This is a genomic window from Chryseobacterium sp. ZHDP1, assembly GCF_018603435.1.
In the GTDB taxonomy this organism is placed as follows: Bacteria; Bacteroidota; Bacteroidia; order Flavobacteriales; family Weeksellaceae; genus Chryseobacterium; species Chryseobacterium indicum.
Genome location: NZ_CP075682.1, coordinates 1,528,295 through 1,550,216, shown reverse-complemented (window position 1 = coordinate 1,550,216; position 21,922 = coordinate 1,528,295). Strand labels below are relative to the sequence as shown.

25 protein-coding genes and 1 tRNA gene are annotated in these 21,922 nt (G+C 34.8%); 10 read left to right on the top strand and 16 right to left on the bottom strand.

The genetic code is table 11. From position 1 onward, the window contains the following. Window positions 1-59: 59 nt before the first annotated feature. On the top strand, window positions 60-1,358 hold the full coding sequence (locus KKI44_RS07005) for a cryptochrome/photolyase family protein (protein ID WP_214590461.1): 1,299 nt from the start codon (window positions 60-62) through the stop codon (window positions 1,356-1,358). A gap of 21 nt (window positions 1,359-1,379) precedes the next feature. Here KKI44_RS07005 and KKI44_RS07000 read toward each other — a convergent pair whose 3' ends face one another. Continuing rightward, window positions 1,380-1,877 (bottom strand): hypothetical protein, encoded by a 498-nt coding sequence (locus KKI44_RS07000; protein ID WP_214590460.1) that lies wholly within the window; start codon window positions 1,875-1,877, stop codon window positions 1,380-1,382. Window positions 1,878-2,083: 206 nt separating this feature from the next. Then, window positions 2,084-2,383, bottom strand: a complete 300-nt coding sequence (locus KKI44_RS06995; protein WP_214590459.1) for a helix-turn-helix domain-containing protein — start codon at window positions 2,381-2,383, stop codon at window positions 2,084-2,086. 159 nt (window positions 2,384-2,542) lie between these two features. On the opposite strand from KKI44_RS06995, the gene KKI44_RS06990 reads away from it, so the two are divergent. The 3 genes from KKI44_RS06990 to KKI44_RS06980 all read left to right on the top strand — a co-directional run bounded on the left by KKI44_RS06990 (window position 2,543) and on the right by KKI44_RS06980 (window position 4,076). Further along, on the top strand, window positions 2,543-2,767 hold the full coding sequence (locus KKI44_RS06990; protein ID WP_214590458.1) for a hypothetical protein: 225 nt from the start codon (window positions 2,543-2,545) through the stop codon (window positions 2,765-2,767). Window positions 2,768-2,858: 91 nt separating this feature from the next. Then, window positions 2,859-3,116 carry a hypothetical protein gene (locus tag KKI44_RS06985; RefSeq protein ID WP_214590457.1) on the top strand — a complete coding sequence of 86 codons (258 nt, stop codon included), beginning with the start codon at window positions 2,859-2,861 and terminating at the stop codon, window positions 3,114-3,116. Window positions 3,117-3,332: 216 nt separating this feature from the next. After that, window positions 3,333-4,076, top strand: coding sequence for a cell division protein (locus KKI44_RS06980; RefSeq protein ID WP_214590456.1), 744 nt, complete (start codon window positions 3,333-3,335; stop codon window positions 4,074-4,076). Between the two features lie 135 nt (window positions 4,077-4,211). Here the strand turns inward: KKI44_RS06980 and KKI44_RS06975 are convergent. Next, window positions 4,212-4,291: transfer RNA gene (locus tag KKI44_RS06975), tRNA-Leu, on the bottom strand. 79 nt (window positions 4,292-4,370) lie between these two features. Next, entirely contained in the window at window positions 4,371-5,138 is a 768-nt protein-coding gene (locus KKI44_RS06970; RefSeq protein ID WP_214590455.1) for an MBL fold metallo-hydrolase, read from the bottom strand. A 54-nt stretch (window positions 5,139-5,192) separates the two neighbouring features. Here KKI44_RS06970 and KKI44_RS06965 point away from each other — a divergent pair, with 54 nt between their 5' ends. Both KKI44_RS06965 and KKI44_RS06960 read left to right on the top strand, forming a co-directional pair. Then, window positions 5,193-6,620: a TonB-dependent receptor gene (locus tag KKI44_RS06965; protein WP_214590454.1), complete on the top strand. Its 1,428-nt coding sequence runs from the start codon at window positions 5,193-5,195 to the stop codon at window positions 6,618-6,620. 12 nt (window positions 6,621-6,632) lie between these two features. Further along, a complete protein-coding gene (locus tag KKI44_RS06960) occupies window positions 6,633-7,082 on the top strand; it encodes a GAF domain-containing protein (protein ID WP_087711498.1) in 450 nt (149 codons plus the stop codon). Window positions 7,083-7,278: 196 nt separating this feature from the next. On the opposite strand, the gene KKI44_RS06955 is transcribed toward KKI44_RS06960, so the two are convergent. From KKI44_RS06955 to KKI44_RS06935, 5 genes are all read right to left on the bottom strand, one after another. Further along, complete coding sequence (locus tag KKI44_RS06955) at window positions 7,279-8,016, bottom strand: ABC transporter substrate-binding protein (RefSeq protein WP_214590453.1); 738 nt, start codon at window positions 8,014-8,016, stop codon at window positions 7,279-7,281. A gap of 26 nt (window positions 8,017-8,042) precedes the next feature. Then, a complete protein-coding gene (mgtE, locus tag KKI44_RS06950; RefSeq protein ID WP_214590452.1) occupies window positions 8,043-9,365 on the bottom strand; it encodes a magnesium transporter in 1,323 nt (440 codons plus the stop codon). Window positions 9,366-9,578: 213 nt separating this feature from the next. Next, on the bottom strand, window positions 9,579-9,722 hold the full coding sequence (locus KKI44_RS06945) for a bacteriocin-like protein (protein ID WP_214590451.1): 144 nt from the start codon (window positions 9,720-9,722) through the stop codon (window positions 9,579-9,581). A gap of 17 nt (window positions 9,723-9,739) precedes the next feature. Beyond that, a complete protein-coding gene (locus KKI44_RS06940; protein ID WP_214590450.1) occupies window positions 9,740-9,889 on the bottom strand; it encodes a hypothetical protein in 150 nt (49 codons plus the stop codon). Window positions 9,890-10,478: 589 nt separating this feature from the next. Beyond that, entirely contained in the window at window positions 10,479-11,048 is a 570-nt protein-coding gene (locus tag KKI44_RS06935) for a pyruvate decarboxylase (RefSeq protein ID WP_250902174.1), read from the bottom strand. Between the two features lie 155 nt (window positions 11,049-11,203). Between KKI44_RS06935 and rpsO the strand changes: the two genes are divergently transcribed. Both rpsO and KKI44_RS06925 read left to right on the top strand, forming a co-directional pair. Continuing rightward, window positions 11,204-11,473 carry a 30S ribosomal protein S15 gene (gene rpsO / locus KKI44_RS06930; RefSeq protein WP_214590449.1) on the top strand — a complete coding sequence of 90 codons (270 nt, stop codon included), beginning with the start codon at window positions 11,204-11,206 and terminating at the stop codon, window positions 11,471-11,473. A gap of 230 nt (window positions 11,474-11,703) precedes the next feature. Continuing rightward, a complete protein-coding gene (locus KKI44_RS06925; protein WP_214590448.1) occupies window positions 11,704-13,947 on the top strand; it encodes a polyribonucleotide nucleotidyltransferase in 2,244 nt (747 codons plus the stop codon). A gap of 836 nt (window positions 13,948-14,783) precedes the next feature. Here the strand turns inward: KKI44_RS06925 and KKI44_RS06920 are convergent. Continuing rightward, window positions 14,784-15,509, bottom strand: coding sequence for a hypothetical protein (locus tag KKI44_RS06920; RefSeq protein WP_214590447.1), 726 nt, complete (start codon window positions 15,507-15,509; stop codon window positions 14,784-14,786). 261 nt (window positions 15,510-15,770) lie between these two features. Next, window positions 15,771-16,091, bottom strand: a complete 321-nt coding sequence (locus KKI44_RS06915) for a hypothetical protein (protein WP_214590446.1) — start codon at window positions 16,089-16,091, stop codon at window positions 15,771-15,773. 490 nt (window positions 16,092-16,581) lie between these two features. Here KKI44_RS06915 and KKI44_RS06910 point away from each other — a divergent pair, with 490 nt between their 5' ends. After that, window positions 16,582-17,133 carry a hypothetical protein gene (locus KKI44_RS06910; protein ID WP_214590445.1) on the top strand — a complete coding sequence of 184 codons (552 nt, stop codon included), beginning with the start codon at window positions 16,582-16,584 and terminating at the stop codon, window positions 17,131-17,133. Window positions 17,134-17,442: 309 nt separating this feature from the next. Here the strand turns inward: KKI44_RS06910 and KKI44_RS06905 are convergent, their stop codons facing one another. The 5 genes from KKI44_RS06905 to KKI44_RS06885 all read right to left on the bottom strand — a co-directional run bounded on the left by KKI44_RS06905 (window position 17,443) and on the right by KKI44_RS06885 (window position 21,054). After that, complete coding sequence (locus tag KKI44_RS06905) at window positions 17,443-18,123, bottom strand: hypothetical protein (RefSeq protein WP_214590444.1); 681 nt, start codon at window positions 18,121-18,123, stop codon at window positions 17,443-17,445. A 19-nt stretch (window positions 18,124-18,142) separates the two neighbouring features. Further along, the gene (locus tag KKI44_RS06900) at window positions 18,143-18,325 is read right to left on the bottom strand and encodes a hypothetical protein (protein WP_214590443.1); all 183 of its coding nucleotides are present in this window, start codon (window positions 18,323-18,325) and stop codon (window positions 18,143-18,145) included. A 196-nt stretch (window positions 18,326-18,521) separates the two neighbouring features. Further along, window positions 18,522-18,926: a hypothetical protein gene (locus tag KKI44_RS06895; RefSeq protein WP_214590442.1), complete on the bottom strand. Its 405-nt coding sequence runs from the start codon at window positions 18,924-18,926 to the stop codon at window positions 18,522-18,524. Window positions 18,927-18,956: 30 nt separating this feature from the next. Then, window positions 18,957-19,529 (bottom strand): hypothetical protein, encoded by a 573-nt coding sequence (locus KKI44_RS06890; RefSeq protein ID WP_214590441.1) that lies wholly within the window; start codon window positions 19,527-19,529, stop codon window positions 18,957-18,959. 505 nt (window positions 19,530-20,034) lie between these two features. Then, window positions 20,035-21,054, bottom strand: a complete 1,020-nt coding sequence (locus KKI44_RS06885; protein WP_214590440.1) for a pYEATS domain-containing protein — start codon at window positions 21,052-21,054, stop codon at window positions 20,035-20,037. Between the two features lie 423 nt (window positions 21,055-21,477). Between KKI44_RS06885 and KKI44_RS06880 the strand changes: the two genes are divergently transcribed. Next, window positions 21,478-21,912, top strand: a complete 435-nt coding sequence (locus KKI44_RS06880) for a cold shock domain-containing protein (protein ID WP_214590439.1) — start codon at window positions 21,478-21,480, stop codon at window positions 21,910-21,912. Window positions 21,913-21,922: the final 10 nt, after the last annotated feature.

Genomic DNA, 21,922 nt, shown 5'->3' with positions numbered 1-21,922 from the left:
CTTTACTATTAGAAAAATTAGTCTGATTTTTGTAGAGAAAACAGGGTTAATAAATCATTATGTCTAAAAAAGAAAAAGTAAATATTTTCTGGTTCAGAAGAGACATCAGGCTGGAAGATAATACAGGATTGTTTCATGCACTTGAAGCCGGTTTAAAAGTAGTTCCGGTTTTTATTTTCGATAAGGAAATTCTTGATAAGCTTGAAAATAAATCAGACAGAAGAGTAGATTATTTTTATCAGGCTCTGGAAGAAATTCATACTGAGCTTAAAAAACATAAGAGCGGATTAACCGTTTTTCACGATAAACCTGTTGAAGCTTTCAAAAAACTGATTAAAGATTTTGAAATCGATACTGTTTTCTGCAACAGGGATTATGAACCGCAGGCAATAAAAAGAGACGAAGAAATACAGGATCTGCTTAAAAAAAGTGATATTAATTTTCAGGATTTTAAAGATCAGGTGATTTTCGAAAAGGATGATGTGGTAAAAAATGACGGAAAACCTTACACCGTTTATACCCCGTATTCAAGAAAATGGAAAGAAAATTTCAAGTCTGTCACCTTCAAAAAAATGGAAGTTGATTTTTCAAAATTTCATACATATTCGCCTTCCAAATTTTTAGCACTTAAAGATTTAGGTTTTGAGAAAACAGATCTGGAATTTAAAAAACCTTCACTGGAAAAAAAGATTATTGATGATTACAATCAATACAGAGATTTTCCGGCAATGGATCATACAACGCGTTTAGGAATTGCGCTTCGTTTCGGAACCATTTCCGTAAGAAAATGTGTGGAATTTGCAGAAAAACACAATGAAGTCTGGCTGAATGAACTGATCTGGAGAGAATTTTTTATGCAGATTTTATATCATTTCCCGAAAGTGGTCAACAATTCTTTTAAAGAAAAATATGATAGCATTAAATGGAGAAATGATGAAAAGGAATTTAAAAAATGGTGTGAAGGAAAAACCGGCTATCCGATTGTAGATGCAGGGATGAGACAGCTAAACGAAACGGGATTTATGCACAACAGGGTAAGAATGGTTGTTGCGAGTTTTCTTACCAAACATCTTTTAATCGACTGGAGATGGGGAGAAGCCTATTTCGCAGAAAAACTTCTGGACTACGAGCTGTCTTCCAATAACGGAAACTGGCAATGGGCTGCAGGATGCGGCTGCGATGCAGCTCCTTATTTCAGGGTTTTCAATCCTTCGGAGCAGACCAAAAAATTTGATAAAGATTTAAAATACATCAAAACATGGCTTTCCGAAAAAGACATCAATGCAGAACCGATTGTGGAGCATACTTTTGCCAGAAAAAGGGCTTTGGAAGTGTACGGAAATGCGGTAAAAGAGTAGTTGTATATGCTTATCTGATAATTATTTCTGAATTCCTATTTTCTTCAAAGCAGAACTGTTCAGATAGATTTCATCAAAAGAAGTTAGCGATTCAATATCTTTAAAGTTTTGGAATGTTTTTTCGTTTTTGTTGAATGAAAGTTCAATTGAAGTGTTGTAAGAAGCTACAATTCTCACGACGGAATAGCCGTTATAGGCAATTTTAAATCCTTCAAAAAGACATTTTTTTTCGGCTTTCTGATAGATTTTGTAATCTTCGAAAGCCTTACTTTCTTCATCATTCCTTTTTTTGGAATTATGCTCAAGAGCTTTCCACGATTCGTAGTTTCTGGGTTCCTTCAGGATTTCGCCCGAAGAATCTACGGGAACAAACATTCCCAATGTAAGCTCCTTTTTCAAAAGATTGGCGTAATTGTTCATCAGTTTAAGCGTCTGAAGATCTGCGTATCCTTCATGCGAATAATACTCGATGACAAAATCCGTCATGGGAATCAGTTTATGAGAAGCATTAATAGTCATATTTGTGATTTTGCGCAACTAACTTTTTAAATTTCAGAGGTGCGAAGATAAATAAATTGTTAAAAAGAGTACAACTAATTTTGCTATAATTAAGTAAAAGAATCACAGAAGGGATATTTCTCTCATTTACAGAAAAATAAAACCGGAAAAATTATTTGTTTTAATTTTCCGGTTGATGTATTAAGGTAATTAATCTTTTGTGGATATTACATTTCTTTTTGCAGGATCGCAACAATTTGGTCTATTACTTCCTGTTTTTTGGTTTTTTTATGATAAGGTGTTTTCGGTTCAGAAACAATGCTTTCTCTGTTCTTGTCAAAAAGAGCATAAAGATCCAGATCCGGATGTTTTTCCAGATACCAAACCAGAAAATTGAGTGGAATTGCATTTTTTCCTGAAAAATAAAGCTGAATAGCCTGCGGAGTCATGCCGTATTCTTCGGCTATTTCTCTTAAAGTTTCTCCTTTTGATTTGCTGTACTCGCGTATCTTTTCGTGAATTTTCATATCGAATAATTTCTTCTTTTTAATTTTATTTAATAATTAATTGTTAAAATTTCAATTAATTATTGTTTTTAAATATATAGTTGTATATTTGTTTTATAATTATCTCGGAGAGATAAACACAAAATTACGAAAAAAGGTTAAACAAAAATATTTATTTGTATGAGCAAATTGATATATCCCTATCAGAACACCATCAATGAACGATTTGATTTTATTGATAAATGGTTACCGACGCGCTACACGGGTTCTGTGAACATAATTCTTAAGAAATCCAGAGATCCCGATTACATTAGAAAAGTAAAAAACAGGAAGGTGAATGACGAAGATGTTATTGATGCACTTTACAAAGTTTCTTTGTTCAATAAGGTACAGGTAGAGAATTAGACGTATATTTGAATTCTGAAAACACAACTGACTGATGAAAAAATATATTTAGCTCCTAAAACGAGCTTTTAATAAAAAACACACAATTACCATGGAAAATTTCGAGACAGAAGAAATCATTATTACCGAATGCTTTAAATGCGGCAGAAGGTTTGAAAATTATTTCAACGCTTCCCCCTGCTGTACTTCTATTGTTGTAAAAGTAGATGAAAACGGAAACCGCACAACCATTACATTTCTAAGTTCACTCTCAAAACCCAGATACGAATTGTTTGAAGAATTTTCAAAACATGAAGATCCTTATATTATGGAAGAGACTGAAAATAATGATGTTTTAGCACAATTATAACACATACCGTTATTTTAATTTACCCGAACCTAACTTTAATATAAGATAAGTTTTTTTAGATTTTAATAAAAAGAGTTTGCCCTGAGATTAGGGCAGGCTCTTTTGCTGTTTAGGATTGAAGATTATTATTTGACTTTGAATTGATTATTGTAAAATTACTTTGATATTTATAAAACAATAAAAAGGTTATTAATATATTTGAAAAAACTTAATAAAATGAAATATCAAAGACCAGCTATTCCAAATGAGGTTAAAAGAGAAGTTAGACAAAGATGTGGTTTTGGTTGTGTAGTTTGTGGTTGCCCTATTTATGAATATGAACATATGAAAGAATATGCCATCGTTAAAAGACATATTTCTGAAGAAATTACTTTATTATGTCCAATGCATCACAGTTTGAAAACTAGAAAGCTACTTTCTCCATTAGTTATTGAAGAAAATAATAAAGATCCTTATAATCGAAGAAATAGTTATACAAAACCAGAATTTTTAAATTATTTTGGAAATAGTGCTATAATTTTAATTGGCGGATCTACATTTGAAATTATAGATGACGGTCATGGAATTTTTAATATTCCATTAAAGGTTTTGGGTCAGCCTATTATTAAAGTTTCGTTGAATAATAATGAGTTTTTTTTAGATATATTATTATGTGATGAAAATGATAATGTTTTATTAAAAGTTGAAAATAATAATGTTATTTATAATATCGACGTTTGGGATATTGAGTACACTGCAAACCGTTTAATTATTAGACAAGCATCTGGAAAAATTTTTATTGATATTGTTTTTGAAGTACCTAATAAAATTTATTTTAAAAGAGGCGAGTTTTTTTATAAAGGAAATAATTTTAAACTTAAGGAAAATCAATTGTTAATTAACAATAAAATTTTTCGGAATCCAATTTTATTTTCGGGTAATTATTTTCATAATTGTACAGGTGGAATAGATATTCAATAATTATAGTTTTTTACCCTGTAAAGGACTATTTTTTAAGTATCAAAAGTTTATTTTAAATAGTTTAAATTCAGATATATAAAAACCACCCTAAAAAATAAAAACCTCTGAAAATCAAATGATTTCAGAGGTTTTTTGTACCCAGGACCGGGATCGAACCGGTACTCCTAAGAACTGGTGTTTGAGACCAGCGCGTCTACCAATTCCGCCACCTGGGCAAGTGTGTTACCTTGTTTTGAATCGGTGTGCAAATATAGAAACTTTTCTTTATTTTCCAAAGTTTTTTGAAGAAAAATTTTAAAAAATAATCTCCAGACCGTCGTAGGCAAGGTGCATTCCGGATGGAAGCTGTTTATCTTCAACATCATGCAATCCTAAATGATGACTGATGTGCGTTAAAAATAATTTTTCGGGTTTCAGTTCTTCAAATAATTTAATAACATCCGGCAAAATAAAATGGGCAGGATGTGGATCAGACTTCCGGATGCAGTTTAAAATCAAAACATCAAGATTTTTTAATTTTTCTTTTTCTGTTTCAGAAATAAATCCGGCATCCGTTATATAAGCCAGCTTTTTAAACTTATAACCGAAAACGGGAATTTTAAAATGAATGACTTCAACGGGTGTAATTTCAGTATCTAAAACTGTGAAAGTTCTGTTTTCAATTTCATGAAGTTCAAAAGCCGGAGCTCCGGGATATTTTTCATCTGCAAAAGCATAAGGAAAACGATTTTTTACCTCGTTGGCAACTCTGGAAGAGCAGTATAAAGGGATATCTTTTCCGGTTTTGAAAATAAGAGGACGCATATCATCCAGACCGATAACATGATCATTATGTTCATGAGTAAGCAATGTAATATCTACACGATCTTCCTGATTGGTAAGCATTTGCTGCCTGAAATCGGGTCCGCAGTCGATAAGGATTTTTTTGTCTTCATCGGTCGTTATCATTACAGAAGAGCGGAGCCGACTGTCTTTGGGATTACCTGAAGTACACACTTCACAAGTGCAGCCAATAACAGGAACACCCTGCGAAGTTCCTGTTCCTAAAAATTTCAACTTCATTTTCTTTTGAGGTTGGTTTAATTTTGGTAAATTTACGAAAAATTTAATGTCCTAATGTATCAGAAACTAACTCCTAAACAAAAAGCATTAACAATTAATCTAGATCCTACTATTTATGGTACTTTCGCAGAAATTGGAGCAGGGCAGGAGACAGTCCGACACTTTTTTAGAGCAGGGGGAGCTTCCGGTACAATTGCTAAGGCGATGTCGGCTTACGACAAAGATTTTAGTGATGCCATCTACGGAAAAGAGGTAAAAAACAGATACGTTACCCAAAACAGACTTCGAAAAATGCTTCGCTATGAAGTCGCTCTTATCGAAGAAAGAATTTCAAGAGAAAGCAATCCCAACAGAAAATATTTTTCTTACGCTAATACTGTTACCACGATCAATTTTGATAAAACGGTTAAAGGTCACGGCTGGGTTGGAATCCGTTTTCAGGTAAAAGAGAACGAAGATTATAATGAAATTGTAATTCACGTAAAATTCAAAGAGAATGATGCGACCTTGCAGCAGGAAACCCTTGGGAATTTAGGGGTGAATTTAATTTTCGGAGCCTTCCATTACTATGACAATCCTAGAAATTTAATTGAATCTTTATACGACGATGTGGCAAAAGACAATCTGGAAATTGATATGATCGATTTCAGCGGGCCTGCTTTTGCGTATGTGGATAACAGACTGATGTCTTTACAGCTGGTTAAAAACGGAATGACGGATGCCGTGATTTTCAATTCGGAGGGGAATAATATGCTTCCTGCAGATATTTTGTACAAGAAAAATATTTTTGCGGTAAGAGGAAGTTTCAGACCAGTAACGAAAGTGAACATTGATATGCTTCAGAACGGACTCAATATGTTCATGAAAGAAGTAACCTGTACTGAGGATGAAACTGAAGTTTTAATAGAAATCACCATTTCAAACCTTCGCGCCGACGGAGACATCAATGAAAGAGATTTCCTCGACAGAGTAGATGTTCTCGGCAAATTAGGATATACCGTAATCGTTTCCAATTATTCTGAATATTACCGACTGATTGATTATTTTGCGTCTTACACAAGCGGAGAAATCGGCGTTGCAATGGGCGTGAATAATCTTCTAATGGTATTTGACGAAAAGTATTATAAAAATTTATCGGGAGGAATTCTTGAAGCTTTCGGAAAATTTTTCCGAAACGGGATGAGAGTATATCTGTATCCTTATAAAGATCCGGAAACTCTGGAACTGCTGGATTCCGATAACCTTAAAGTGGAAGAAAACCTGAAGGAACTTTATAAATATTTCAAGCACAACAACCGTATTGTGGACATCACCAATTACAATCCGGAGTTTTTGGAAATTTATTCCAGAGATATCCTGAAGAAGATCGGATGCAATATAAAAGGATGGGAAAATCAGCTTCCGGAAGGAGTTGCAGAGATGATAAAAGAGCGTGGAATGTTCGGCTACAAAGAAGAACTTTCCTTAAAACAATTTTCTTAAAACAGTAAAAAAATGTCAGAATTAAAAAAAAGGCTTTCGTCTATTCTTGAAAGTCCGAAACATAATACAGAAGAAAAACTTCAGAAAGTTTGTCACCTTTTGGATCAGGAAATATCTTATTTCAACTGGACAGGTTTTTATTTCAAAAACGGAGATAAAGACGAGTTGAAACTGGGACCTTATGTTGGAGCTCCGACGGATCACACCATCATTCCTTACGGAAAAGGAATCTGCGGTCAGGTTGCCGTTTCCAATGAAACGTTTGTTGTTCCCGATGTGCATGAAGAAAGCAATTATTTAAGCTGTTCTATCGATACCAAAGCAGAAATCGTAGTTCCGATCTTCAAAGACGGACAGAATATCGGTCAGATTGATATCGATTCTCATACGATTGATCCTTTTACCGAAGAAGACAGAGAATTATTGGAATGGCTTTGTAACGAAGTTTCCAAAATTTTGTAAAAAATATCGCTTTTAAAGTGTTTAAAATATAAGACTCCGGCTCGAAGAGCCGGAGTCTTTTTTATGATAGGACAGATCGAAATTTTCTTTCGAAAGAAACGGACTTTAGTCCGTTTTCATCAACAAACGAATAAATCGGCTTCAGCCAAAACTTAGAAAATCTATTAAAAAAAATGACCGCCATTCGTGAAAAAAATTAGTGAAATTCGTGTTTAAGATCAGAAATAAGTTCCTTAAAATAATTTTCACACTTCGCAATATGCGTTCCGTACCAAGAGAAAGCTTCTCCGTCTACAATCATTATTTTTTTATCAGGATAAAACTTTTTTAGCTCTTTAATATGTTTCTCTTTAAAAGGGAACGGTTCAGAAGACAGCATTATCAGTTCCGCTTCCGCAAGATCTTCCGTCTGAATCACAGGATAACGTTTCTGATCTTTAAAAATATTTTCAAAACCAATCTCACCCAGAATTTTATGAATAAAAGTATCGGAACCGATGGTCATGTAAGGATTATTCCAGATTAAGTAGGCTACTTTTATGGGAGATTCAATTTTTGCGTGGTTGAGAACATCATAGATTTTTAGGTTAAAAAGCTGCGCTTTTTCTTCCTGATGAAAGATTTTGCCTAAGTTTTTAAGCATATAATAATTATCCTCAATATTTTCAACATTGGTGACGATTACTTTACAATCATCCATTAAAGCTTCCACCTGCTCTTTTACATTTTCTTCCTTATTGGCTAAAATAAGATCAGGCTGCAAAGCTTTTATTTTTTCAATATTGATATTTTTTGTACCGCCGATAACCGTTACATTTTTTACCTTCTCAGCAGGATGAATACAGAATTTCGTTCTTCCGACCACTTCTTTTTCCGTTAAACCCAAATCAAATAAAGCCTCAGTAATTGAGGGAACCAAAGAAACTACCTTCATTGTACAATTTTAGATGCCGCCTAAAATTACAAAAGTTTACCCGTTAAGAAAAGTCCTGCGACCGAAAAATAAATGATTAATCCCGTTACATCTACCAGTGTAGCTACAAAAGGAGCAGAAGAAGTTGCCGGATCGAGTTTTAATTTTTTAAGAATAAAAGGAACCATAGAACCCGAAAGAGTTCCCCAAAGAACGATCATCACCAGAGAAACGCCTACACTTAATCCTACAAAAGCCCAGTGAATTCCATAGTCGAAAAAACCTGCTTTATGCCAGATCATAATTCTTAAGAAACCGATGATCCCTAAAATTCCGCCCAATGATAAACCCGTGAAAATTTCTTTTCTCATCACGTACCACCAGTCTTTCAGAGTAATTTCCTGAAGAGCCATCGCTCTGATAATCAAAGTTGCCGCCTGTGAACCGGAATTTCCCCCGCTGGAAATAATCAATGGAACAAAAAGTGCAAGAACAACTGCTTTCTGAATTTCATCTTCAAAATAACCCATCGCCGAAGCTGTAAGCATTTCAGAGAAAAATAGGATAATCAGCCACATTCCTCTCTTTTTTACCATTTCGATAAGAGAAGTCTGCGTATAAGGAACGTCCAAAGCTTCCAATCCCCCGAATTTCTGGATATCTTCCGTATTCTGCTGCTCGATCTGGTCGAGAATATCATCAATCGTTACAATTCCTACCAGAACTCCTGCTTCTGTAATAATAGGAAGCGCAGCACGGTCATACTTTTCGAAATACTGTACCGCATCTTCTTTGGAAGTCGTTGTCGTGATGGCAACAAAATGATTATCTGTAATTTCTGAAACCAAAGTTTCTTCCTCCGCCAGTAAAAGACTTCCCAGCGCAATATCATCGATCAGCCGGTTTCTTTCGTCCACAACGTAGAGATAATTCATCGTCTCTACTTTACTTCCTACTTTTTTAATCTGCTGAAGACATCTTTTAATCGTCCATTCTTTACGGATCTGGATGTAATAAGGCGTCATCAGACGGGCAATAGAATCTGAATCGTAGCCTAGTAATTTAAGGGCAATTCTGCGTTCCTGCGGATTAAGATGATTGATGGAGTACTTGATAAGCTCATCCGGAAAATCTTCAAAAAGAGCCGTTCTGTCATCCGGCGTCATCGCATTCAGAATTTCTGAAACCTCATCGCTTCCGATGCTTCTGATGGTTTCTTCCTGAAAATCGGGATCAAGATGTGAAAAAACTTCCGCTTTGTATTCTTTCGGAACTTTCAGAAATGCCAAAAGCCTCTCATCTGCGTGAAGTTCGCTAAGAGTTTCGGCAATATCGGCAGGGTTGAAGATAAGTTCGTCTTTAGAATTCAAAACGTCAAATTTTTAAGAGTAGTGCAAAAATAACCCAAATTTTTAAAATTGCCCAAAGAACTGCAAAATTTAAGGATTAATTAAATTTCTGAAAATAAAAAAGCATCCGCAAAAACGAATGCTTTGAAAAAATTAAATTTTAAAAGTGATAAATTATTGTTTTTCTTTTTTACATGTACTGAATTTTCAGGTTTTCAGTAAGAGGTTTTCCGACTAAGGTTCAATGCAGGCATACGGAACGCAGCTGTAGGAACAGCACCATCCGATAAAGCAGTGTGCATCTTTTGTGCATTGTACCATAGCGGCTCCGTTGATTTTTTCCTGCTCTTTTCTGGTGAGTTTTTTAAGATTTTTCATAATAGACTTTTCAGGGGTTATACTTCAGGGCAGTTGTAGTACACACAAACATTCTGGCAGCAGGATCCTCCCGGACATTCAAAATGGTAATGACATCTCTGAAGTCCTCCGCCGTTGATTTTTTCCTGCTCCTTTCTGGTGAGCTTTTTCAGGTTTGAATTTTTCATATTATTTAGATTTAATGTAGGCTAAAAATACAAAAAAGATTGTATTATTCACTGTTAAATGAAAATAATTTGATTTTAATGTGTTGTTTTACTGATGAATGTCTTCTGTATTATCCCATAATAAAAAAGCATCTGCAATCTGAGAGTGCAAATGCTAAGAAATTTCAATTTAGATAGTTTGAAGAATTGTTCTTAACTAAATTACTAATAATAATTGTAATTATTCACACTGCGATGAATTTAAATTGATGAATTTAAATGTTGCGCATAGCAGTTTTTAACTTCGGAGCTTTATTTAGAATGTGTTCAGATTGAGATTATTTTTAATGGAAAACAATAATCTGATTTTCCCTTGCTGTTTATTTAAAATCAATTTAGGATTTCTCAATATATTTTTCCTGATGAATTGAAGTGTATAGGATTAGAATTAAACCTGAAACAGAATCGTTGAAGTTTTCAAAAGAATAAAAATAAAAGGTTTTTAAAGGCTATTCATTTTTTTTCATTGGGAAATCCTGAACTTAAGTAAAGTATCGCTTATCTTTTGTGGGACTTCGTTGAAATAAAAATTAAGTAGATTTTCCTGAAATCATAATTCTGATTCAGCGGCGTGTTTCATTTTTTTTAACTGCTTTACAATTTCTTTTATGGCTCCGTTGGTTCCTATTTTTACGGAGTTTACGGTGGAACCAAGCAGTCTCATGTTCTTTTTATAGGTGTCGTAGTCTGTTTCTGTAATCAGATTGCCTTCTGCATCAAAAAGTTTCATGCTTACAACTACCTGATTGGAAAAGACGTATTTTCCTATTCCTACTTTGAAATATTTAACTTTGGGAACAATGGCAAAATCGGCTTCGTTATTTTTGCAGTAATCCCAAACGGTCTGTTTATCAATGCTGTCGAAGGAAATCTGTGTTTCCGTTCTCAGCATTTTGTTTTTTCTTTCGCTTAAATTATCAGAAACTGCGCTGAAGAAAGCGGTATTGGTAGGTTCTTTAATTTCCTGAATGTCGGGTTCTACTTCAGGATTGAAATATAAAACTTTTTTGATCTTGTTCTCACGGTTTTTCTGAGCTTTTAATAAAGAAAAACCTGCAAAAAGAGCTAAAGTAAAGGTGGTAAATGTTATTAATTTTCTCATCACTAAATTCGTATGCAAAATTACTGCCTTTTAGTGGGGTAACATAATTTTTTTAAGAAATTTTTAACATTTTTTTCTATCAAAATCAATAAATGAAATCAATAATGTTGGCAGAATAAAAAAATAGTCGTACTTTTGCACCCGTTACATAATAATCATTAAACAATATTGGAATGTACTTAACAACAGAAAAAAAGCAGGAAATTTTCGCAAAGCACGGAAAATCTGCACAGGACACAGGAAGTGCTGAAGGACAAATTGCACTTTTCACTTTCAGAATCAACCACCTTTCTGCTCATTTAAAGAGCAATCACAAAGATTACAACACAGAAAGATCTTTGGTGAAACTGGTAGGTAAAAGAAAAAGTTTATTAGATTACCTTAAAAATAAAGATATCGCAAGATACAGAGCAATTATTGCTGAATTAGGTTTAAGAAAATAATCTACAAAGATTTTCACATAAAAAGCAATCTCGAGAGAGGTTGCTTTTTTGTTTTCGTAATCAGAAGTGGTTTTCGGTGCAGAATATATGGAAATTATAGGGCAGATGTGTAAGATTTTACAGGCAAAAATTTAAAAAAATCATTATAATACATTACCTTTGCAAACGAAAATTTAAAGAGTTTAAATAATAATCGTACTCAATACGGAGTACATGAAGACAATTTTTTTATGAGTATACCTCAAGCGTTTACAGAAACGATTACTCTTGCAGACGGCAGGGAAATCATTATTGAAACGGGGAAGCTGGCAAAGCAGGCCGACGGATCCGTAGTTGTAAGATGTGGCGGAACGATGCTTTTAGCAACGGTGGTAGCCAACAAAGAAGCGAATCCGGGAGTGGATTTTTTACCTTTAACGGTAGATTACAGAGAAAAATTTTATGCAGGAGGAAGAATTCCTGGAAACTTTTTCCGCAGAGAGGCGAAGCCTTCTGATGATGAAGTTTTAACAATGAGATTGGTGGACAGGGTTTTGCGTCCGTTATTTCCTGAAGATTTCCACGCGGAAGTACAGGTAATGATCTCATTAATTTCTTATGATAAGGAAGTAATGCCTGAAGCTCTGGCTGGTTTAGCGGCTTCAGCAGCGATTGCTATTACAGATATTCCTTTCGGCGGACCGATGTCTGAAGCGAGAGTGGTAAGAATAGACGGAGAACTTGCCGTTAACCCAAGTTATGAAAATCTTCTGAAGTCTGACATCGATATTATGGTAGGGGCTACAAAGGATTCTATCGTAATGGTGGAAGGTGAGATGAAGGAGATTTCTGAGCAGGAAATGCTGGAAGCGATCAATTTCGCTCATGCTGAAATTAAAAAGCAGATTGAAGCTCAGGAAAGACTTGCTGAGAAAGTGGGTAAATCTTTCCCTAAGAGAGAGTATTCTCATGAAACTCATGATGAGGAAATCCGTGAGAAAGTATGGAAGGAATGCTATGATAAGGTATATGAAGTAGCAAAAACTCCATCGGCTAAAGAAGAGAGAGGGGAGAAGTTCAAGGCTGTTCTTGATGAGTTCCTTGCGCAGTATGCAGAGGATGCGGAAGAGCTTGAAAGAGTAACTCCTTTCGTAAAAGTATATTATCACGACGTTGAAAAAGAGGCGATGCGCCAGATGATTCTTGAAGAAAATATCCGTCTTGACGGCCGTGATCCTCAAACGATCCGTCCGATCTGGTCTGAGATCGATTATCTTCCGGGAGCACACGGTTCTGCAGTCTTTACAAGAGGGGAAACTCAGTCGTTAACTGCGGTTACTTTAGGTTCTGTAAAGGATGCGAACATGATCGACAGCGTGATTACGCAGCATGACGAAAAATTCTTTTTACATTATAATTTCCCGCCGTTCTCTACGGGTGAAGCAAGACCTTTAAGAGGAACTTCAAGAAGAGAAGTCGGACACGGGAATCTTGCTCAGAGAGCTTTAACTGCAGTAATCCCTGCAGAAAATCCTTACACGATCAGAATTGTTTCTGATATTTTAGAATCTAACGGTTCGTCTTCTATGGCAACGGTTTGTGCAGGAACACTGGCATTGATGGATGCGGGTGTACAGATTACAAAACCTGTTTCGGGGATTGCCATGGGATTGATTACGGATACAAAATCGGGTAAATTCACGGTACTTTCTGATATCTTAGGAGATGAAGATCACTTAGGGGATATGGATTTTAAAGTAACGGGTACTGCGGATGGTATCACAGCCTGCCAGATGGATATTAAAATCCAGGGGCTTTCTATGGATATTATGGAAAAGGCTTTGATGCAGGCAAGAGATGGAAGATTGCATATTTTAAATAAGATTACTGAAACGATTGCTGAACCAAGAGCTGACGTTAAGCCTCACGCTCCGAAGATGGTGGTAATGGAGATTCCGAAGGAGTTTATCGGTGCGGTAATCGGACCTGGCGGAAAGATCATTCAGCAGATGCAGAAGGATACGGATACGGTTATTGCTATTGAAGAGATTGGTGAAATCGGACGTATCGAGATTGCAGGTACAGACAGAGAGAAGATCAATGCTGCGGTTGCGAAGATCAATGAGATTACTTTTGTTCCTGTTGTAGGAGAGGTTTATAAAGGGAAAGTGGTGAAGGTAATGGATTTCGGTGCTTTTGTAGCGATTGCTAAGGGTACTGAAGGTCTTCTTCACATTTCTGAGATCGAATGGTCCCGTTTAGATAAGGTTCCTTATAACGAAGGTGATGAAGTGGAAGTGAAATTTATGGGGTATGATGACCGTAAGAAAATGAAGCTTTCCAGAAAAGTTCTTTTACCAAGACCTCCGAAGCCTGAAGGGAAACCAAGACCGGAAGGGCAGGGAAGACCTGAAAGACCTAACAGACCGGAAGGACAGAGAAGACCTGAAGGTGAAAAACCTGCGGGAGATCAGAATCCTTCGGCTGAAGCTTAAGATAAATCTGTTATTAACAGATATGAAAACCACCGGAATCCGGTGGTTTTTTTATGGGGTTTTGTTATTGGGAACGGGAGAAATGGGATTTGAGATTGTTTTTGCGGTGGAGGTTTTAAGGGCTGAGATTAAACTCCTCCGGAGTTCTGCTATTGTATGGATTGTTTTTTCTACACAGATTATGCTCCTACGGAGCTGTTTAGGGTAAAGTATGGCTGTGGGGGCAGGATTAAGCTGAGAGGCTGAAAATTATTTTTTACGGATGGAAGAATATCACTTTATGATGCTCTAATCTAACTTCATGATGCTCCAATGTAACTTTAGGGTGCTCCAATCTAACTTTATGATGCTCTAATCTAACTTCATGATGCTCCAATGTAACTTTATGATGCTCTAATCTAACTTTATGATGCTCCAATGTAACTTTATGATACTCTAATCTAACTTTAAGGTGCAGGAATATAACTTTCCGGTGCTCCAATGTCATGTGAGTTTGATATAAGGGGATTGAAAGTTGATTGATCATTCAACGGCTGTATTTTATTAATTGTGCTGGTCTGGGGCTCGGTATAGGGTTTTCAAATTAAAACTGACTTTGATAGAAATAGACTGTAGGTTTTGGCTGAAGCCTGTTGTTTTCCTGATCTCTAAAATGGGCTGAAGCCCATTCCTGTTGATATTGTTGTATTGTTTTTACGTGGAATTTACATTAATATAGATTGCAGGTATTTAAATAAAAAATATCCTGACTGAATATTCGGTCAGGATGCTTTGATTTAATTATTGGTTGTTGCGGAAAGATTTGTTGTTTTGATTATTCATTGTATTGCAGGGGATTATTCCTTCAGTGTGGAGAATTTTATGGCAGATATATTGGCATATTCCGGAGAGGCTGCCCCGTACAGGCTTTTTACATATTTTTTTACATTCTGTACGATGGGGTAGAGTCCGGTTCCTTCTGCATACAGTATTCTATTTCTTTCAATGAATTTGAGGTTAAGTTCTGCTTCGGCCTGGTCTACTGCCTGAGTGGTGTTTACCAATGATTGTTTGTAGGTGTTGAGGTTTGTCAGTTTCAGTTCTTCTTCATCCGGTGTGAAGGAAGGAATGGTTTCTAACAACTGTACGAGTATCCCGAAGCTTTCTGCCTGCTGGGTGTAAGACTGCCGGGAAGTGGAAATGGTTTTGGGTGCTTCTTTTCCTTCTTCGGGTGTGGCAGCAGGTTTCTTTTTTGCTCCTTGTATGGTGCGGTTTAAGGATTTTGCCTGATTCAGAGTCCCTTGTGATAAGCCCAGAATTTCTAAACGGTTGGTGATTCGGGTGCAGTTTGTTTTCAGGTTTTTGAATGCGTCCTGACGAAGAGCAATGGCATTTTTATTGGCATTGCGTTTTTCCTCGACTTCCACGAGTTTGGCGCTGGCAGTGGTGTACAGGTTCTGAAGACTATCGATGGTAAGTTCGGGAACCGGTGGATTGTAAAGGGAATAAACGGAGATCTGCTGAATTAATTTTTGAAGGTTCGCGACATTTTTAGCGTGCCCTACTTCTGATTTTGAAGACATAAATTGTTGTGTTTTTTTTAATTTTTTCCAAATATAAAATTTATTTTGAAACGGAAATAATTTTTATTAAATATTTTATAGTCAGCGTGTTATGTAAAGTTGGGATAGGGAAGTCTGTGGGGTGGGGTGAAGAGGTTTTAGTTTTTAAAAGTAGAGCTTGCAAAATCAGTTTTTGAGTTTGAAATTATTGCTCAAAGTTGAGAGACTTTGCGCAACGGGGTGTTGTTTTATCTTGTTCTTTGAAATCTTTCAGCCTGTTTTTTAGCTGTTTTCCAAATTAAACCTTACGGCTTCTTTTATTAATTCATTTAAGTCATTCCATTGATTGCATTTTTCTAGATAGAATGGTTCCATCCAGTCATAATTTTTTATTATGCAAACGCTAAAATATCCTTCAATATCCGATGAAGGATACCATCCAACATCTAATACATTGCCGTTTGTCAATTCAACTTGCAGCAAATCTTCTTTTAAATCGTCAATATTATTTTCAATGCCCAACGATATATCTATTGGACTTAAGTCATCGAATACTATTTTACCTTTATTTCCAATTATTTCTTGTATGTTGAGTGATTTCATTATCAATTAATTTAAGTACCTGTTTAAATATTGCTAAATAAAAGTTTTACAGGTTTTTCTTAACTTTTTCAATTAAAATAAACTTTGTTTATTCTTAAATTTAACATTAAGAATTTAAGCCAGTTAAGCTGATTCTAGTTAAGAAATCAATACATCGATTTTTATTAAGTTTTTTAAGCTAAAAGAGGCTTAACTCCTTAATGGTAAAAATAAATTATAAATTTGACACGCCTTAGACAAAACTCGCTTCGTAAAGTCTTAAAACTTTAATAAGCGGGGGAGTCATATTAATTTTGATTTTGAGCAACCGACATGGTTAGATATTGTTATAAATATATGATTTCTACACAGAAAAATATTACAGAAAACCATAACATTTAATTATTATCAATCCGATGTTTTAAATCACATACTCATTCATCATTAGATTTTAAATAAATAATAAGATCATTTCAAAATAATTTACATAACATTGCAAAAAAAATATTCCATGAAAATTTTCAAATTTATTTCAGTTGTAACTGCAATGGTATTCTTCGGGATTACTATCAATGCACAAAAAAAGAAACCGGCAGCAGCTTCAAAATCAGGACCCATCGAAATGCCTGCAGGCACGGAAACCCAGTCGATCCCTAATGAAGAAAAATTCACAGATATGATTATGAAAATCAATGAAGCCGTTGTTTTTAAGTATGATAATAGTTATAAAAATGCAGATGTATACATTATGAAGAATGGTAAGGAAACATTGATGTACAAGGTAAAATCTAATGATACGGGTGTGGATAAAAAACTGAATGCGAGAGTCTATAATAAGAAAGTATACAGCGCTGACGGAAAACAACTTTTATTTACTTATGAGACGGAAACTGCTGTAAGCAGTTTAATAAAGTTTATCTTTAATTTCCCGGAAAAGAAATCTCTTATCCTTGATTTTTCAAATATATATGAGCATGATGCGTACACCATGGGTAAATCAGAAACTTTTGAAAGGTATCCTGTTTTTTATTATTATTCGTTTTATACGAATGCGAAAAAATGATTTACGTCCCATAAAGTTACTGTTCCGGAAATCAGGAAATCTTCCATAGAAAGAGAAGAATTTGTATAGGATTTTATGAAGAAATGGGATATAACCAAAGCATTTTTGAGCTTGGAAGTACAGCGCGGATTTACAATCCGCGCTATCAGGTGTTTTTGTTGATATTACAGGCACGGATTACAAATCCGAGATATCGAGTGGGATATAACCAAAGCATTTTTGAGCTTGGAAGTACAGCACGGATTTCAAATCCGCGCTATCGGGTATCGGGATTCGCGCTATCGGATTACAAATCCGCGCTATCAAGAATTAGGAAGTTGACACTAACATAGCATCTTCTATTTCCCAATAATTATCATGCAATCTTAGTTTAAATATAGCATTTCTACCGTAATAATCTTTTTTTATATGATGGTCAACAAAAACTAATGCACTTCTTTTAGAACGATCAAATACAATCTCTGAAAAATAGACAACACCTATCTCACATTCATTAGTATGTTTATCATACTCTGCCAGATCCAGTACTTTTGCGGTACACAAATTAAATTGATTTGCTTTTATAGAACTTCGTGTGCTTAAATTTTTAATATCTGGACTATTAGAAAAGTCTTTAAAAAAATCCTTTTTTCTTTCTATGTATTTTATATTATCTTCAATACTATCTGCTGCAAAATCTGTGTTTTTACTTTTAGTAGAATCTATATACAAATTGCAATATTTTTCAGGATGATTAAAAATTTCGTTGTGCGCTTTTGTCTTCTCTTCGATATATAAATCCTCATTATGAACTCTTAAACTATCAAAATATTTTTTTTTACCTAAATAATCTTCTCTAAAAAAATAAGGTATCAACTGATCTGTTAAATCATTATATAGTTTTACATTAGTATCGGTAGATTGACTTACACATTTTTTCATTTTCTCCTTACAATTCGTAAGTAATAAAGAGGATAATAAAATCATAACTATTTTAGTTTTAAAATTCATATTATTTAGGAATTTTGGGTTAATAACATCTATTGATGACGTAGCCATACAACATCATTCTTTTTTCTCTTATACAATAATCTAAAGAAGAAACTATGATATCTTTATAAACTTTTCTTGTAAAAATATCTATCAAATCTACTACTATACAAGTAATAAAATGCATTTTTTCCCGATCTTTTATAATATAGCCTTCTTTCATTTAGTATTGTTTTAATTTTTGCTCAAAATAGGGAGACTATCAGAAACGGGATAAATTTTAAAAAAATGTTTGGGTTTGATATTGCTCAAAGTCGTGAAACTTTGCGCAGCGCGGTTTGGGAGTACAGCACGGATTTCAAATCTGCGCTATCGAAAGGTTTTCAATAAGCTGTAACAGAGAAGACTTTATTTGGCAGTCAGACTTTTACATAATACAGGGATTTTCCCAGCTTATCTTCAAGATACTCTACATAATCATCCTCTGTTAATCCAATGTTGTATTTTTCCCAAGGGGCAGTTAAAGTCTCAGTTTTTTTAAGATATGTGTTTATCAATTCCAATATTGACTTCCTGTTCAATGGTTCTCCTTGATAGTTTGTTAACCTTTCAGATTCTTCATGGTTATTGATTGTATTGTATACCATCAATAATTGATGCTTAAAGTTATTTTCTCCAAATAAAATAATCGAATTTTCCAGTGTGGTATTTAACCAATGTGGAAAATGAAAAACAGGAGTATACACTTTGTAAGGTTCTCCCCATTCGAATTTCTTTTCTTCAATCTTGCATTGGGGTACTGTGCTTTCGTCTATATCATTCATATTATTTCTGCTCTCAAAAAGTATTTGTATTTAAGAAAAGATTTCAAGCGGCTTCAGGGTAATTTTATCGATATCAACGGATTCTATTTTTTCTAAGTGGATGAAAAATTCGATCCAGCTAAGGATATGCTCTTCTTTAAGCGAATAAACATTTAATTTCCAGATTCCTGCTGGTATTTCTATCAATGGTAATTCATATTTAAAGTATTCTTCTTTGGTTACATATCCACTCCCGTTTAAAATGTTTTTAAGGGGTAATGAGCTGTCGATATGAGCTTCTAGATCCCCTTTGTGATTATGGCACATTTGGGTAAAATCTGCATGAGAAACAGCGCGGATTTCATCTCCGGGTTCTGCTTTTAAGTAGTTGTAAGAATCGTGAAATTCCCACCTATTGCTGTCTATTTCTTCTTTATTAAAAACAAAATCGACTTGTTCCACCGCTTCATCGGTAGTAATGATATGGATGATTCCCTGTTTCAATAATTCTGATAATCCATCGGGATAGTCATAATTGAATTCTTTATCCGAGTAATAGTTTTTACACTTGGTTATATTGGCAAAAATAAGTACGCCTTCTGTATTTAATCCTTCGAGAACCATGGTCTGTTTGTTTAAAAATTATAAAGAGAACTTTAAATGGGCAGAGTTTCTGAATTTTATTATGCAGAATTTCTACGGGGAAAGTTTTATCTCCTGAGCAAATTAAGTATAATTATGATATTTCCCAAACCTGTTTTTATAGAGAAGGGGTATTCGCAATAAGCCCGGCGTTCCGTAGGAACGCTATCTCTAGAACATTGCCGCATTAAAGATACCAATCCTACGGATTGATTGCCTGATTTATTTTTATTTCTACACAGATTCTGCTCCTAAAGGAGCAGTCTTTTTATTCTTTTAAACCATTTAATCATTAGAAAGGTTTATTTGTGTAGACACTATATTCGCAAGGCGTTCGTTCCGTAGGAACGCTATTTTTAGAACATTGCCACATTAAAGATACCAATCCTACGGATTGATTGCCGGATTTATTTTTATTTCTACACAGATTCTGCTCCTAAAGGAGCAGCTTCTTTATTATTTTCAACAATTTAATCATTAAAAAGGTTTATCTGTCTCTAAATTCCTGTGGAGCACCGGATAATTCTGCCAAATCTATTTCTAAGCGGGTATTTCCGTCATCTGCTTCAGCTCCTGCGGTGAATGCTCCATATACTTTATTTAAAACCAACCTTGCAATTCCGTCAGTAACCGCAATGATCGGGTTGTCATTGTTAAAAGTGGGGTGTAAATGGAATTTAACAAACCCGGTAAGAGGATTTGCCGGATTTGTACTGCATACTTCGAGGGTTACTTTATATAATGCAGGATTTTCTGAAGGTTCTATTTTTGCCGTAATTTTTCTTTCATTACATTCAGATTTTCCGCCCCATTTTGATTTTTGAGGATCATCCGGATCATTGGCAGCAATATTGTTTACTTCTGCTTTTACTTCATCAAACTTTTCAGAGATTGTTTTTCCGCCGCCTAAATCGGTCATTTTTTGCTGTGTATCATTAATGACTTCAGCCATTGCATTGACTTTTTTATCTAAATCGTCTTCCACTTTTTTTACCATACCGATAAAATGAAGTCTTGTCCACAGATAAACGGATAAGAAGCCAATAATCAGAAAATACAATATTACAGCGATGGCTATTTTTTCACCGGACTCTTTGTTCTGAAATATTATCGAAAAATATTTTCCCACCCGCGCTAAAAATTCAGGAATATTATTCAATTGAGTTAAGCCCACTCCGACAATAATCTTTGTAAGCCAGTCACTGATCTGAACAAGATTATCATTTTGCGTAACTGAAGGTTTTCTGTCATGATTATTTGTATCTGAATTTAAAATTTTTGGTACCCCAAATAAAAATCCTGAAAGTCCCCCAATTCCAAAACTGGCTCCTCCAATAAAGATGCATGCTCCTGTAAGTTCCAGATAAGCCATTATTCCTCCTTTCATATTCAAGGTGTTTAAGCCGATAAGAAAGCAGATTACTATTCCGACAATAATGGAAAAGAGTAAGAAATCCCAAATGCTTTTAAGATCTCTGTTTTTTTGTTTTAATGTTAATTCTGGCATGATTATAAATTTTCTTATACGAATTTCTTATATATTCCAGAATTAATCCACTCCTATTTTGTGTGATTTTTTGCGGGAATCTTCGGATTGCTTTTTCATCAGGCTTCATTTAAAATTCAATCTCTAAAATAAATTGAAATTCAATGAATTGAATTTTCCAAGATTTGTCTGGTGTGCTTATTTTTCGTATATTTGTTACCTTATTAAAAGAAATCTCTGTCTTTACTTTCTGTGATCGTTTAGAATATTTTATTTACTTCCGTTTCAATTTATGTCTTTTTAAGGGCATTCACATTAATAAAAGCACTCAGAAACCCTTTAATAACAGGTTCGGAATTTGGTGGACAGAATCACTGAGAAGGGCAGGAACCCTGATTTTTCCGAAGCTTCAAATAACTGTAAAATAAAAATTCAATAAAATATATGGCAGATTCTTTCTCTAAAAAAGAAAATTTCAAGAAGAAACAGCAAAAACTAAAAGAAAAAGCAATGCGCCGTGAAGAGCGTAAGGAAAATAATGATAAAGGGAAAAGCCTGAACGAAATGTTCATGTATGTAGATGCGAACGGACAACTTACTTCTACACCACCGGATCAGGCTGAAAGAGAGGAAATTGATATCAACAATATCCAGTTGGGAGCAGCTCCTATTGAAGCTGAAGAAACTGTAAAAACAGGAATTGTAACTTTTCTAAGTGAAAAAGGATACGGTTTCATTACGGAAGATAAGACTAAGGAAAATATCTTCTTCCACAATAATAACTGTATCGACCAGATTAAGAAAGGGAATAAGGTCTCTTTCGAAAAGGAAAAATCTCCGAAAGGTTTTTCTGCAACGGAGATCAGACTGGTAAAATAAGTATCGGACA